This is a genomic window from Dactylosporangium sp. CA-139066, assembly GCF_050936175.1.
Classification (GTDB): domain Bacteria; phylum Actinomycetota; class Actinomycetes; order Mycobacteriales; family Micromonosporaceae; genus Dactylosporangium.
Map to the genome: position 1 here is coordinate 2549001 of NZ_JBNJNH010000002.1, position 13230 is coordinate 2562230.

At 72.1% G+C, this 13230-nt stretch carries 14 protein-coding genes and 1 pseudogene; 10 read left to right on the plus strand and 5 right to left on the minus strand.

The features are described from left to right. Nucleotides 1–554: 554 nt before the first annotated feature. Nucleotides 555–1451, minus strand: a complete 897-nt coding sequence (locus ACQEVU_RS56465; RefSeq protein ID WP_433339782.1) for a hypothetical protein — start codon at nucleotides 1449–1451, stop codon at nucleotides 555–557. Between the two features lie 82 nt (nucleotides 1452–1533). Next, entirely contained in the window at nucleotides 1534–2352 is an 819-nt protein-coding gene (gene hisN / locus ACQEVU_RS56470) for a histidinol-phosphatase (RefSeq protein ID WP_433339479.1), read from the minus strand. Nucleotides 2353–2404: 52 nt separating this feature from the next. On the opposite strand from hisN, the gene ACQEVU_RS56475 reads away from it, so the two are divergent. Next, nucleotides 2405–2941, plus strand: coding sequence for a DUF2087 domain-containing protein (locus ACQEVU_RS56475; RefSeq protein WP_433339480.1), 537 nt, complete (start codon nucleotides 2405–2407; stop codon nucleotides 2939–2941). On the opposite strand, the gene rsgA is transcribed toward ACQEVU_RS56475, so the two are convergent. Next, nucleotides 2918–3901 (minus strand): ribosome small subunit-dependent GTPase A, encoded by a 984-nt coding sequence (gene rsgA / locus ACQEVU_RS56480; RefSeq protein ID WP_433339783.1) that lies wholly within the window; start codon nucleotides 3899–3901, stop codon nucleotides 2918–2920. The two genes, ACQEVU_RS56475 and rsgA, sit on opposite strands and share 24 nt — an antisense overlap. A 7-nt stretch (nucleotides 3902–3908) precedes the next feature. After that, the gene (aroA, locus tag ACQEVU_RS56485) at nucleotides 3909–5243 is read right to left on the minus strand and encodes a 3-phosphoshikimate 1-carboxyvinyltransferase (protein WP_433339481.1); all 1335 of its coding nucleotides are present in this window, start codon (nucleotides 5241–5243) and stop codon (nucleotides 3909–3911) included. 78 nt (nucleotides 5244–5321) lie between these two features. On the opposite strand from aroA, the gene ACQEVU_RS56490 reads away from it, so the two are divergent. From ACQEVU_RS56490 to ACQEVU_RS56525, 8 genes and pseudogenes are all read left to right on the plus strand, one after another. Continuing rightward, nucleotides 5322–6041 carry an SOS response-associated peptidase gene (locus tag ACQEVU_RS56490; RefSeq protein WP_433339482.1) on the plus strand — a complete coding sequence of 240 codons (720 nt, stop codon included), beginning with the start codon at nucleotides 5322–5324 and terminating at the stop codon, nucleotides 6039–6041. A 168-nt stretch (nucleotides 6042–6209) separates the two neighbouring features. Beyond that, nucleotides 6210–6519 (plus strand): annotated as a pseudogene (locus ACQEVU_RS56495) (WhiB family transcriptional regulator); the annotation flags it as partial. Further along, nucleotides 6498–6671, plus strand: coding sequence for a hypothetical protein (locus ACQEVU_RS56500; protein WP_433339794.1), 174 nt, complete (start codon nucleotides 6498–6500; stop codon nucleotides 6669–6671). The pseudogene ACQEVU_RS56495 and the gene ACQEVU_RS56500, both read left to right, overlap by 22 nt. A gap of 656 nt (nucleotides 6672–7327) precedes the next feature. Next, nucleotides 7328–7945: an alpha/beta hydrolase family protein gene (locus ACQEVU_RS56505; protein ID WP_433339483.1), complete on the plus strand. Its 618-nt coding sequence runs from the start codon at nucleotides 7328–7330 to the stop codon at nucleotides 7943–7945. Between the two features lie 365 nt (nucleotides 7946–8310). Further along, entirely contained in the window at nucleotides 8311–9111 is an 801-nt protein-coding gene (locus ACQEVU_RS56510; protein WP_433339484.1) for a sigma-70 family RNA polymerase sigma factor, read from the plus strand. A gap of 6 nt (nucleotides 9112–9117) precedes the next feature. Next, nucleotides 9118–9402 (plus strand): mycothiol system anti-sigma-R factor, encoded by a 285-nt coding sequence (rsrA, locus tag ACQEVU_RS56515; RefSeq protein ID WP_433339485.1) that lies wholly within the window; start codon nucleotides 9118–9120, stop codon nucleotides 9400–9402. 268 nt (nucleotides 9403–9670) lie between these two features. Continuing rightward, nucleotides 9671–9886, plus strand: coding sequence for a biotin/lipoyl-binding carrier protein (locus ACQEVU_RS56520; RefSeq protein WP_433339486.1), 216 nt, complete (start codon nucleotides 9671–9673; stop codon nucleotides 9884–9886). After that, a complete protein-coding gene (locus tag ACQEVU_RS56525; RefSeq protein WP_433339487.1) occupies nucleotides 9883–10395 on the plus strand; it encodes a GNAT family N-acetyltransferase in 513 nt (170 codons plus the stop codon). The genes ACQEVU_RS56520 and ACQEVU_RS56525 overlap by 4 nt, the downstream gene beginning before the upstream one ends. Here the strand turns inward: ACQEVU_RS56525 and ACQEVU_RS56530 are convergent. Continuing rightward, nucleotides 10333–11292 (minus strand): TetR family transcriptional regulator, encoded by a 960-nt coding sequence (locus ACQEVU_RS56530; protein ID WP_433339488.1) that lies wholly within the window; start codon nucleotides 11290–11292, stop codon nucleotides 10333–10335. The genes ACQEVU_RS56525 and ACQEVU_RS56530 overlap by 63 nt on opposite strands. A gap of 343 nt (nucleotides 11293–11635) precedes the next feature. Here ACQEVU_RS56530 and ACQEVU_RS56535 point away from each other — a divergent pair, with 343 nt between their 5' ends. Continuing rightward, a complete protein-coding gene (locus ACQEVU_RS56535) occupies nucleotides 11636–13123 on the plus strand; it encodes an MDR family MFS transporter (RefSeq protein ID WP_433339489.1) in 1488 nt (495 codons plus the stop codon). The last annotated feature ends 107 nt before the right edge of the window (nucleotides 13124–13230 follow it).

Consider the following 13230-nt stretch of genomic DNA (forward strand, 5'->3'; position numbering starts at 1 on the left):
TCGTGCCTGTTCGGGGCGCTTCGGGGGCTTTGTTCGACAAGTCGGGCGCTCCGCGCCACGACTTGTCGGATTTATACCTCGTCGGGCGATAAATCATCTCTCTGTGCGTCGATCGCCCCGTGGGCAGGAATTTCGCGCCCTGATGTTGAGCGGGCCGATGCCTGGGTCTGGCCGGCTCGGTCGCGCTTTTGCGGCGAGCCGTTCATCGCGCCCTGGTGATGAGCCATGCGCTTCGCGCGTGCGCGCCGTGGGTCAGGAGCTGGGCGCCGATCGGCCGTGCTTCGCGTCGAACGCGCCGTGAGTCAGGAGCTGGGCGCCGATCAGCCGTGCTTCGCGTTATGCCGGCCGCCGACGAGACGTCCACGCCGGCCTCGGGGCGCCCTTGGCGGCACGGAGGTGGCAGGGAGACGCGCCAGCGTCGACCGGTGGCTCGGGAGAAACGGTCCGCAGGTGGCGCGGACCCGAGCAAAGAACCGCCGAAATGACGATTAATCCCCTGGCGGGGTATAAATCCGACATGTCGTGGCGCGCCAGCGCCCGACATGTCGCAACCGTCAGCGACCCGGAGCGCGGCGGGCGGCGGTCGCCGTGTGGGAGCCGCCGCTGAAGGCCAGCCCGTGCGGCACGTGGGGAGGCTCCGGAGCGACCTTGTGGTGGTGCTGCGGCTCGGCGTAGAAGCTCAGCCCGATCACACCCGCCAGCGTTACGACGAAGCCGACCGCCACCAGCCACTCGCGATGGGGCCACACGCCGTCGCCCAGGAAGAGGAGGCCGACCAGGGCGGCCGGCACCGCGCCCGCGGCGTCCATCGCCGCCACCGCCGCCGTTGTCGAGCCGCGCTGCATGGCCAGGCCCAGCAGCAGCTGGCCGACGAGCGAGTTGGCGATGAGGAGGTACGACAGCGGGTCCGTCACGAACTGGCCGAACGAGTCGGCGGAGGCCAGCGGGCGCGACGCCACGGCGGCGGCGCCGAAGGCCACGCCGGACAGCGAGCCGAGCACGACCGAGCCGGGGGCGCCGTGCAGGCGGCCCGCGAAGAAGCCCAGGACCGCGAGGCCCACGAGGACGCCGATGAGGGCCACCACGCCGCCGGTGCCGAGCTGGCGGGACGGGGCCGGCTTCGCGGCCAGGACCAGCGCGGCGATGCCCACGGTCAGGGCCAGCAGCAGCGCGATCTCCGTGCGCGGCAGCTTCCACTTCAGGATGAGTACGCCCAGGATCGTGGTGACGCCGAGGCCGGCGGCCATGGCCGACTGCACGAGAAACAGAGGCAGGTCGCGGCGGGCGAAGAACGCCAGGGCGAAACCGGCGCACTGGCAGGCGACGCCCACGAGGTACGACTTGTGGCGGCCCAGGCGCAGCAGCAGCATCGGCTGGAAGCCATGGTGCAGGTCGGTGCGGGCGGCGGCCATGGATTGCAGCAGGTTGGCGACGCCATAGGCGGCGATCATCGCGCCGAGGAACAGCCAACTCCAAGATGCCACCCGGGCAGGATAGACCCCCCGGGCTAGCCCGGCATACGGACCTATCGGTTCACCCGGACAATCCGGACAATCTGGTATGGCTCAAACGGGTGAGCACGTCCTCGTGCAGGTGGCCATTCGTGGCCACGGCGCTGCCGCCGCCCGGTCCGGTCTCGCCCTGCAGGTCGGTGAACGTGCCGCCGGCCTCCGTCACGATCGGCACCAGCGCGGCCAGGTCCCACAGTGACAGCTCGGGCTCCACCATGATGTCCACCGCGCCCTCGGCCAGCAGCATGTACCCGTAGAAGTCCCCGTACGCCCGCTGCCGCCACGTCCGGCGGCTGATGTCCAGGATGGCGCCCAGCCGGCCGGCCTCCTCCCAGCCGCCGAGATCCGAGTAGCAGAACGACGCGTCGGCGAGGCGGCTGATGTCCGACACGCGGATCGGGTTCGCCGCGGCGGTGTGGCGTCCGGCGTACGCCCCGTGGCCGATCGCGCCCCACCAGCGCCGGCCGAGCGCGGGGGCCGACACCAGGCCGACGACCGGCTGGTTGCCCTCCATCAGCGCGATGAGGGTGGCCCAGATCGGCACGCCGCGCACGAAGTTCTTGGTGCCGTCGATCGGGTCGATGACCCACTGGCGGCTGCCGGGGCCCGCGGCGGCCTCGGTCGCGCCGAACTCCTCGCCGAGCACGCCGTCGCGCGGGCGGGCGCGGCCCAGCGTGGCCCGCAGCGCCTTTTCGACCGCGGTGTCCGCGTCGGTGACCGGCGTCAGGTCGGGCTTCTCGGTGACGTGCAGGTCCTGTGCGCGGAAGCGCGGGACGGCGATCGCGTCCGCGGTGTCGGCTAGAAGATGAGCGAGGGCCAGATCGTCCGCGTAGCGCGCCATGCGCGGAAACTTAGCCGACGATCGCCACCTTCTGGCAGTACTGTCGCCGTTTGTGACTCCCACTGCCCTGTGCGGGCTGCTCGCCGAATCCGACCGCCTGCGCGTGTTTGCCGCCGTGGTGCTCGGCGCGCGCACGCCCAGCGAGGTCGAGTCCGCCACCGGCCTGCCGGCCCGGCTGGTCGAGCCGGCCATCCGCCGGCTTCAGCAGGGCGGGCTGCTGGTCGTGGCGGACGGCGCGCTCACCGCGGCCGAGGAGGCGTTCAAGGATGCGGTACGCCAAACCTCCGCCCCCGCCGCCCCGCAGCCCTCGATGGACCCGGACCGCCAGCGCGACCTCATCCTGCGCACCTTCATCAGCGACGGACGGCTGACCCAGATTCCGGCCGCCCAGGGCAAGCGCATGGTCGTGCTGGAGCACATCGCCTCTTCTTTCGAGCCCGGGATCCGGTACGCCGAACGCGAGGTCGACGCGATCCTGCGCGCCTGGCACGAGGACCACGCGGCCCTTCGCCGATATCTCGTCGACGCCGACCTGCTGTCCCGGGACAACAACGTGTACTGGCGCTCAGGCGGTCCCGTCGTCGTCTGAGATGCCCTCCTTGGAGGCGAGCAGGCGACGGAACGACTCCAGCCGGCGCGGGTCGGCCCCGCCCTCGGCGATGAGCTTGTCGAGGCCGCAGTCGCCGCCGGCGCCGGTGTGGTCGCAGTTGGGCGGGCAGCGCGTGGAGGCCTCGACCAGGTCGGGGAAGCCGTGCAGCACGCTGTCGGCGGAGACGTGGGCCAGCCCGAACGAGCGGATGCCGGGCGTGTCGATGATCCAGCCGGCGTCGTCGGGCAGCCGCAGGGCGAGCGCGCTGGTCGAGGTGTGCCGGCCCTTGCCGACCGCGCTGACCCGGCCGACCGCCCGGTCGGTCCCGGGGACGAGCCGGTTCACGAGCGTGGACTTGCCCACGCCGGAGTGGCCGATGAGCACCGAGACCCGCCCGCGCAGCTCGGCGACGAGCGCGTCGAGGGGCTCGTCGGGGCGGCACAGCACGTACGGCAGGTCGAGCTCGGCGTAGTAGTCCAGCACCGCCTCGGGGCCGGCGAGGTCGCCCTTGGTCAGGCAGAGCAGCGGGTCGATCTCCGCGTCGTACGCGGCGACCAGGCACCGGTCGATGAACCCGGTCCGCGGCGGCGGGTCCTGCAGCGAGTTGACGATCACGAGCTGCTCGGCGTTGGCGACCACGACGCGCTCGAAGCGCCCCTCGGTGCCGCCCTCCTCGTCGTCGGCGGTGCGCATGAGGACCGACGCCCGCTCGTCGATGCGCACGATGCGCGCGAGCGTGTCCGGCCGGCCGCTGACGTCGCCGACGATCTGCACGTGGTCGCCGACCACCACGCCGTGGCGGCCCAGCTCCCGCGCGCGCATGGCGGTCACGGTGGCGCCCGTGTCGGCGATGTGGCAGGTGTACCGCCCGCGGTCGACCGCCACGATGAAGCCCTCGACGGCGTCGCTGTGCTTGGGGCGCTGGCGCGTGCGGGGTCGCGAGGACCGGCTGGGGCGCACCCGCACGTCATCCTCGTCGTACTCGCGCTTCCGCCTCAGGCGACCCTCCCTCGTATCCGAGCACCATGGTCGACCATAGCCGGGGGAACTCCGGCAGCGCCTTCGCGGTGCATGCCACGTCGTCGAGGCTCACCCCGGCGACGGCGAGGCCGAGGACGGCGCCGGCGTACGCGAGGCGGCGGTCCCCGTGCGTGCGCAGCGTGCCGCCGCGTAGCGGCCGCGGCCGGATGTACAGGCCGTCGGGCTCCTGGACGATCTCGGCGCCGAGGCCGGCGAGCTCCGCGGCGAGCCGCCCGAGCCCGTCGGCGCTCTCGTCGCGGCGCAGGTGCCCGATGCCGAACAGGTGCGACGGCCCGTCCGCCACCGTCGCGAGCGCGGCCACGACCGGGGCGATGTCGGAGATGCCCGCGAGGTCCGCGCGCACGCCGTGGATGGCGCCGGTACCGCGCATCACGAGCCCGCGGGGCGTGAGCGCCGGCTCGCCGCCCATCGCGCGCAGCAGCTCCAGCAGCCGGCGGGCGGGCTGGCTGGTCGCCGGCGGCCAGCCCTGCACCGTCACCGTGCCGCCGGTGACGAGCGCGGCGGCCAGGAACGGCGCGGCGCTGCCGAGGTCGGGCTCGATGTCCCAGGCCCGGCCGTGCAGCCGGCCCGGCTCGACCGTCCACACGTCGGGGCGGGTGTCGTCCACGCCGGCGCCGGCGGAGCGCAGCATGTGCACGGTCAGGTCCAGGTGGATCCGCGGCACGGGGGCGCCGACATGGCGTACGACCACGCCCCGCTCGAACCCGGGCGCCGACAGCAGCAGGCCGGAGACGAGCTGGCTGGACGCGGAGGCGTCCATGGTCACCGACCCCCCGGCGATCCGGCCGGCGCCGTGCACGGTGAACGGCAGGCCGTCGCGGGAGCCGGCGGGCGCCCCCGCGTCGATGCGCGCCCCGAGCGAGCGCAGCGCGCCGAGCAGCGGCGCCATCGGGCGGTCCCGGGCGCGCGGGTGGCCGTCGAACGCGACGGCGCCGTCGGCCAGGCCGGCGACCGGCGGCAGGAAGCGCATCACGGTGCCGGCCAGCCCGACGTCGACCCGGGCCGGCCCGGCGAGGGGGCGGGGCCGAAGCAGCCACAGGTTGTCGTCGGCGGTCGACACGTGGCAGCCCATCGCGCGCAGCCCGGCCGCCATCAGCTCGGTGTCACGCGCCCGCAGCGGCCCGCGCAGCGTGCTCGAGCCGAGGGAGTTGGCGCCCAGCACGAGGGCGCGGGCGGTCATGGACTTCGATCCGGGTAGCCGCAGGGAGGCGTCGAGGGGGCCGGGCGCGGTCGGGGCGTGCCACGGTAACGCGGTATCCACGCGCTCAGTGTGCAAGCAGTTTCGATATGTAGCGAGCACGTGGGCATTTTCGTCGTACCCCCTCGGTACCGTGGCGGCATGTGTGGCAGGTATGCGACCTCGCGCAGCAACGTCGACCTGAGCCAGCTGTTCGAGGCCACCGACGACACCGGCGGCCTCGAGCCCGACTACAACGTCGCCCCGACCGATTCGGTGCCGATCGTGCGGGTGTCGCAGTCGGGCGGCGGCCGGGTGCTCAACAGCGCCCGCTGGGGCCTGGTCCCCGCCTGGGCCAAGGATCCGAAGGTCGGCGCCCGGATGATCAACGCCCGCGTGGAGACCGTCACGACGTCCAACGCGTTCGCGCAGTCGTTCACGCGGCGCCGCTGCCTGGTTCCGGCCGACGGTTGGTACGAGTGGGTCCGCGGCGAAAAATCGGCGAAACAGCCCTACTTCATGACGCTCGGTGATGGCGAGCCGTGCGTATTCGCCGGGCTGTGGACGGTGTGGGGCAAAGACGAGGGTCGGCTTCTCACGTGCACCATCATCACCACGCCGGCCGTCGATGACCTGGCGCTCATCCACGACCGCATGCCGTTACTGTTGCCCCGCGACCGATGGGACGCGTGGCTCGGCGCGGACGCGGATCCCGGCCTGCTCGCCCCGACCCCGTCGTCGCACGTCGCACGCCTGGAACTACGCCCCGTAGGGTCGCGCGTCGGCGACGTGCGCAACGACGGTCCTGACTTGGTCGCGAAAGTTCCCGCCCCGCCACTGCGATCGAGCGACGTCGAGCCGATCGATCTGACCCTTTTTTAGGCCCTAAGTCCAGATAAAATTCAACCGGTTCAGAGAATCAGCCGGAAAACTCTTGTATTTGCCGGCGAATGTGCGATACAACACAGCGCCGGTGGGTCTATGTCGGATGGGGGCATCCCGACATTTACCCACCCTGCGTTCGTTTGACCCACGGGGGAGGTGGGTGTAATGACCCGGGCGAGGATGCCACGCCCTCACGAAGTTGCAGCCGCGCGGCGAGACCCGCGATTGCTGCGGGCAGTCAAGGAGCAGCAAGGCGACGGAGCCTGGCGCATCCGAGGCGCATGCCAGACGGTGGACCCAGAAACATTCTTCCCGGCTCCGACGGAGCCGGCCGATGCGGCCGTGGCGCTGTGCCGCACGTGTGACGTTCAAGGGGCCTGCCTGGCGTGGGCCCTGGACGTCGGCGACTGCCATGGTGTCTGGGGAGCCACCACACCACGCGAACGTCGTGCGATGCTCGTCGCATGGCGCAGCGAGGTGCCGGGCCAGGTGATGCCCACCGCGGCCGGAGCGACCGAACCAAGGCTGGGCGCGATGGCGTGCCTGCCGATCATGCCGATCCAGCGGGCGCCGCGCTCGCCGGACCGCCAGGACACCCCCGACCCGGTCGGCGCGGCCGCGACGTAGCGACCGCTCGATCGACCGCGTCCGCGGGCGCCACCGCACCCGGCGACGAGGGCTCCGGCAGCGTCGTTCCCGGCGCTCCGGCGGCCCCCGGAGCCGTTGACGGCCGCCGCCTGGGCGGTCGCGGTGGTGTCGGGAGCCTGGCCCCGGCCGGCACGCGTGGCCGCAACGAGGCGGCGGCGCATCGGCCGGGTCCGCAACCGGCACGGTCTTCGCGGAAACCACCCGCGGCGGACGATTCCGTCGCAGGTGGTTCCGCCGCGTCCGTCGGCGGGCTGGCCGCCGCGTCCAAGGCGGCCGCCGGCAAGGCGGCGGCCGGCAGGAAGGGCGCGAAGGCTGCCGCGCCGAGCAAGGCTGCGACGAAGGCTGCGCCGGGGACGAAGGCTGCGAAGGCCGCTGCGGTGCCGAGCAGGACTGCGACGAAGGCCGCGTCGGCTGCGAAGGCCGCTGCGGTGCCGAGCAGGACTGCGACGAAGGCCGCGTCGGCTGCGAAGGCCGCTGCGGTGCCGAGCAAGGCTGCGACGAAGGCCGCACCGGGGAAGCAGGCTGCGAAGGCCGCGCCGGCTGCGAAGAAGACCGCACCGGGGAAGCAGGCTGCGAAGGCTGCGCCGGCTGCGAAGAAGGCCGCCGCGACCAGGAAGGCCGCCGGGACCGGGGCCGTGAGCTCTGTTCGCGGCGGGGGAGCGGTGCGGGAGGTCGACACCCCGTTCGGGGTGGCTCGGTACCGGCTGGACGTCCCCGATCCGCACGGCGGCGTGCTGCTCGTCCTCGGCCACGGCGCCGGCGGCGACGTCGACGCGGCCGACCTCGTGGCCGTGCACGCCGCGGCGCTGGCCCGCGGGGTCGCCGTCGCGCTGGTGACGCAGCCGTACCGGGTCGCGGGGCGCCGCGCGCCGGCGCCGGCCCACCAGCTCGATGCCGCCTGGCTGGCCGTCATCGACGACCTGCGCGCCAACCTGACGTTCGACACGCTCGTGGTCGGCGGGCGGTCCAGCGGCGCGCGGGTTGCCTGCCGTACGGCGCGCGAGGCCATGGCGGCGCGCATCCTCGCGCTCGCGTTTCCGCTGCATCCGCCCGGCAAGCCCGAGAAGTCGCGGTCCGAGGAGCTCGACTCCGGGGTGCCCACCCTTGTCATCAACGGGGACCGGGACTCGTTCGGGGTGCCGGAGGAACGGCCGGGCGTCACCGTGCACGTGCTGCCCGGCGAGACGCACGGGCTGTCGAAGAACACCGGGGCCGTCGCCGCCGCGGCGATCGAGTTCGTCGTGGGCGGCTGAACCGGGCAGCCTGAGCCGGTGCCGCGGGCGGGCGGGCGGTGCCGCGGGCGGGCGGGCGGTCCAGCGGGCGCGGCGGGAACCGGCGGCCCGTCACCAGGGCCGACGTGGCTCGTTGATCCTCACGTGACCGGCGCAAACCGGACACGCTCCACAACCTCCCAGGCCCATCCTGTTCCGGTGGCCGGCCCGGTCCCAATCAGTGCGGCCGGCCACCGGGGCAGGCCGGGTGGTTTGCCGGGTGAAACCGGCGGTGGTGAGCGGCGTTACGTCCGTTAGGTCCGTCACGCGGAATGGTCGCGTGGGACCGGTTGTTACATCCCCTGTGTGGCGCTGCCGACGGCGCCGCCAGCGGAGGGAAACCCAGCGTGGCAACACTTGAGCGTGACGATCTGCGGATCCGTGAGCTGCTGTTCAGCCCGGCCTGGCCGGCCGCCACCGACGCGGAGCCCGACCCGTCCTGGCAGCCGATCGCCCGGGAGCGCTTGACCGGCGCCACAAACTCAGATCTCGCACAGCAACTCGGCGTATCCTCGGCGGGACGGTCGAGGGTGGGAGTCGCACGAGTGGTCAGCAGCGAGAGCGCGGAACAGCAGCGTGTCCGGTTCGAGCATGACGCGTTGCCCTTCATCGATCAGCTCTACGCGGCCGCTTTGCGCATGACGCGCAACCCGTCGGACGCCGAGGACCTGGTGCAGGAGACGTTCCTGAAGGCGTTCGCCGCCTTCCACCAGTTCGAGACCGGCACCAACCTCAAGGCCTGGCTGTATCGCATCCTGACCAACACCTACATCAACTCCTACCGGCGCCGGCAGCGCCAGCCCGTCCAGGCGCCGACGGAGGAGATCACCGACTGGCAGCTGGCCGAGGCGGAGTCGCACACCTCCAGCGGTCTGCGCTCGGCCGAGACCGAGGCCCTGGATCGGCTGCCCGACTCCGACGTCAAGGATGCGCTGCAGTCGCTGCCCGAGGAGTTCCGCCTCGCGGTGTACCTGGCCGATGTCGAGGGCTTCTCCTACAAGGAGATCGCCGACATCATGAACACGCCGATCGGCACCGTCATGTCCCGCCTGCACCGCGGACGGCGCAACCTGCGCCGGCAGCTCGAGGCTTATGCTGCCGACCGAGGGTTCACCCGCAACCCGTCCGCTGAGCCGAGCGAGGTCTGAGATCCGATGAGCTGTGGAGACCCGCACGAAACCGACTGCAGCGACGTCCTCGCCGAGGTCTATCTCTACCTCGACCTGGAGTGCGCCGACGACCGGCGCGCGCTGATCCGGGAGCACCTCGACGAGTGCTCGCCGTGCCTGCGGGAGTATGGGATCGAGCAGGAGGTCAAGGCCCTCGTCGCCCGCTGCTGCGGCTCGGAGCTTGCCCCGCTCGAGCTCAAGGCCCGCCTCCGGGCGAAGCTCTCGGAGCTGGTCCTCAACTCCGACTCCCGCGAACTGCGGCCGGACTAGGGCGCGACCGCCCGCGAGCTGCGGCCGGGACGGGCCGCGATCGTCCACGAGCTGGAGCGCGGCCAACGGCGAGCTGCGGCCGGGACAGGGCGCCACCTCCCGCGAGCTGCGGCCGGGACGGGCCGCGACCGCTCGCGAGCTGCGGCCGGACCAGGGAGCGACCACCCGGACTCACGAGCGAAGCGGCCCGGACACCCCGTCAAGCGAGGGTGCCCGGGCCGCTTGCCGATATGCTGCGAGCGCACGCAGAGCCGCGAAGGAGCCCGGGATGTCCGACGAAGTCCGCGCCGAGATGGTGGCGAACGTCTGGAAGATCACCACCGAGGTCGGGGCCGAGGTCGCCGAGGGCGACACGCTCGTGATCCTCGAGTCCATGAAGATGGAGATCCCGGTCGTCGCCGAGACCGACGGCACGGTCAGCCAGATCGCCGTGCACGAGGGCGACGTGGTGCAGGAGGGCGACCTGATCGCCGTGATCGGGTGAGCGGTTCCGCGGTCGTCGTCCGCCTCATCGAGCCGGGCGACCACGCCGAGGTCGGGCGGCTGACGGTCGCCGCATACCGCGAGGACGGCCAGCTCGAGGCCTCGCCCGAATACGGCGAGGTGCTGGCCGACGTCGACGGCCGCGCCGCGGCCGCGGACATTCTCGTGGCCGTGGACGGCGAGCGGGTGCTCGGCGCGGTCACGTTCACGCTGCCCGGCGGGGCGTACGCGGAGGTCTCCAAGCCCGGCGAGGCCGAGTTTCGCACGCTTGCCGTCGATCCGGCGGCCCAGCGCCGCGGTGTGGCCCGGGCGCTCGTGCGGGCCTGCATCGAACGGGCGGGTGATCTCGGATGCGCGGCGCTCGTCATCTGCGTCCGCGACGACAACGCGGCGGCCCACCGGCTCTACGGCGGCTTCGGCTTCGAGCGCGACCCGAGCCTCGACTGGTCACCGGTCGCGGGCGTCAACCTGCTCGGCATGCGACTGCCCCTGCCCGTCCTCGCGAGATAACGCCGCCTCGACCTGATCGGCCAGATCGCCGGCCAGGTCGGAGACCACGTCGGGGTCGGGCTCCCGGTCCGAGTCCTCGGGGCCGGGCTCCCGGTCCGGGTCCTTGGGGCCGGGCAACCGGTCCGGGTCCTCGGCGCTGGGCTCCCGGTCCGGGTCCTCGGCGCTGGGCTCCCGGTCCGGATCCTCGGCGCTGGGCTCCCGGTCCGGGTCCTCGGGGCCGGGCAACCGGTCCGAGTCCTCAGGGCCGGGCTCTCGGTCGGGGTCGCAGCAGCCGTGCCGGTCGGCCGCGGCCATCAGCTCCGACGCCACCTCCAGCGCCGCCGCCCGCCGCTCCTCCGGCGTGCCGGGTCGCTCCCGCAGCATGAACCAGCTGGCGTGGACCGAGAACAGCGCCATCATCCGCCGCAGTTGCTGGCTCAGCGACTCCGACGGGTCGGCGAGCAGCTCCATCACCCGGTTCATCTGCTCGCGCAGGCGCTTGCCCGCCGGCAGCGTGTTGATCACCGTCTGGTTGCGCTCGAAGAACCGGATCACGTTCTCGTGCGCGAACTGGCTGTGCAGGCTCGCGTAGCGCCGGATGAACTCCAGCCGCGTCGCCGAGTCGCGCGGCCGCGACGCGGCCCAGTCCAGCAGGGCGTCGACGGCGGCGATGCGCTCCTCGATCAGGCTGGCGACGATGTCGTCCTTGGTCGGGAAGTGGTAATACAGCGCCGCCTTCGTCACGCCCAGCTTCTCGGCGATCTCGCGCAGCGACGTCTTGTCGTAGCCCTCCTCGATGAACAGATCGAGCGCCACCCGCTGGATGTGGGCACGCACGTCGGCGCCCTCGGACTCCCCGGTGCGGATCCGGTTCCGCCCGCGGATCACGCGCGCACTGCTCGGCTCGTTCTCTGACATCGCCCCACATCCTACTTGACGCCCGGCTAGTAACCAGCTTACCGTGCGGCTAGTAAGTTAACTAGCCGGTCGACAGGTAAGTTCCGGGGGCGAGGGCGAAATGTCCGAAAAGGCAGCAACGTCCGCACAAGCGGCAACGTCCGCACAAGCGGCAACGTCCGCACAAGCGGCAACGTCCGCACAAGCGGCAGCGCCGCAACAAGCGGGAGGGACGCAACAAGCGGCAGCGCCGCAACAAGCGGGAGGGACGCAACAAGCGGCTGGGACGCAGCAAGCGGGAGGGCCGCAGCAAGCGGCAGCGTCAGAGAAGTCGAAAGTCAACGCCGTCCTGCCCGGCCTGCTCATGGCGATGCTGCTGGCGATGCTCGACAACGTCATCGTCGGCACCGCGATGCCGCGCATCGTCGGCGACCTCGGCGGCGTCGACCACCTGTCCTGGGTGGTCACCGCCTACGTGCTCGGCACGACCGTCTCCACCCCGCTGTGGGGCAAGCTCGGCGACCTCTACGGCCGCAAGACCGTCTTCATGACCTCGATCGTGCTGTTCCTGGTCGGCTCGATGCTGTGCGGCGTGGCCCAGAGCATGCCCGAGCTGATCGGCTTCCGCGCGTTCCAGGGGCTCGGCGCCGGCGGTCTCATGGTCGGCGCGATGTCGGTCATCGGCGACCTGGTGCCGCCGCGGGAGCGCGGGAAGTACCAGGGCCAGTTCGCCGCCGTCATGGCGATCGCGATGGTCGGCGGCCCGCTCGTCGGCGGCTTCATCACCGACCACGCCGACTGGCGCTGGGCGTTCTTCGTCAACCTGCCGCTGGGCGGCGCCGCGCTGGTGCTGCTCGCGCTGCGGCTGCACCTGCCGAAGCGGCGCACCGAGCACCGCATCGACTGGCTGGGTGCGCTGCTGCTGTCCATCGGCGTCACCGCGCTCGTGCTGATCACGACCTGGGGCGGCAACCAGTACGCGTGGGGCTCCGCCGAGATCCGCGGCCTGGGCATCGTCGCGGTCGTGTCGCTCGTCTTCTTCGTGCTGGTCGAGCGCCGGCACCCGGAGCCGATCGTGCCGCTGGGCGTCTTCGCCAACCGCAACTTCACGCTGGTCGCCCTGGTCGGCTTCCTCGTCGGCTTCGCGATGTTCGGCGCGATCACGTTCCTGCCGTTGTACCAGCAGATCGTCCAGGGTGCGTCGGCGACCAACTCCGGGCTGCTCCTGCTGCCGATGATGGGCGGCCTGCTGGTCACGTCGCTGGCGGTCGGCCGGATCATCACCAAGACCGGGCGGTACCGCGTCTTCCCGGTCATCGGCGGCGTGGTCATGATCGGCGCGATGCTGCTGCTGGCCCAGCTCGACGCGCACACGTCGAAGCTCGAGTCGGGGGCGTACATGGCCGTCCTCGGCCTCGGCATGGGCTTCCTGATGCAGACGACGATGCTGATCGCGCAGAACAGCGTCGAGCTCAAGGACATCGGCGTGGCCAGCAGCACGGCGACGTTCGCCCGGTCGATCGGCGGCGCGTTCGGCGTGTCGGTCTTCGGCGCGATCTTCAACCACAAGCTGCACGCGCTGCTCGGCGAGCGGCTCGGCACCGCGGCGGCCGACAAGATGGCGGCCGGCGGCGGGGGTGCCCGGATCGACCCGTCGACCCTGGCCCAGCTGCCCGCACCGGTGCGCACCGCGGTCGTGGACGCGATCGCCGGGGCCACCTCGAGCGTGTTCCTGTGGTCGACGGCGGCGGCCGTGGCGATCCCGCTGCTCGCCTTCTTCATCCGTGAGGTCGCCCTGCGCGGCGGCCCGACCGAGTCGGCCGAGCGCACACTGGTTGCGCAGGAAGGCTAGTTTCGCGCAAGGCGTGCGCGAATTTGCTCGGAAAGACCCCTTGAACTAGCAATCGGTGCGCGAAACTGTCAAACTACGAGCAGGATCGCGCACCGATTGCGCGTGGG

What these genes read in the sequence shown, in the direction of transcription:
- ACQEVU_RS56535 (WP_433339489.1), top strand. Translation starts at nt 11,636, where the DNA reads ATGGCGATGCTGCTGGCGATGCTCGACAACGTCATCGTCGGCACCGCG.
- ACQEVU_RS56490 (WP_433339482.1), top strand. Translation starts at nt 5,322, where the DNA reads ATGTGTGGCAGGTATGCGACCTCGCGCAGCAACGTCGACCTGAGCCAG.
- ACQEVU_RS56520 (WP_433339486.1), top strand. Translation starts at nt 9,671, where the DNA reads ATGTCCGACGAAGTCCGCGCCGAGATGGTGGCGAACGTCTGGAAGATC.
- ACQEVU_RS56500 (WP_433339794.1), top strand. Translation starts at nt 6,498, where the DNA reads ATGCTCGTCGCATGGCGCAGCGAGGTGCCGGGCCAGGTGATGCCCACC.
- rsrA (WP_433339485.1), top strand. Translation starts at nt 9,118, where the DNA reads ATGAGCTGTGGAGACCCGCACGAAACCGACTGCAGCGACGTCCTCGCC.
- ACQEVU_RS56530 (WP_433339488.1), bottom strand. Translation starts at nt 11,292, where the DNA reads ATGTCAGAGAACGAGCCGAGCAGTGCGCGCGTGATCCGCGGGCGGAAC.
- hisN (WP_433339479.1), bottom strand. Translation starts at nt 2,352, where the DNA reads ATGGCGCGCTACGCGGACGATCTGGCCCTCGCTCATCTTCTAGCCGAC.
- ACQEVU_RS56465 (WP_433339782.1), bottom strand. Translation starts at nt 1,451, where the DNA reads ATGATCGCCGCCTATGGCGTCGCCAACCTGCTGCAATCCATGGCCGCC.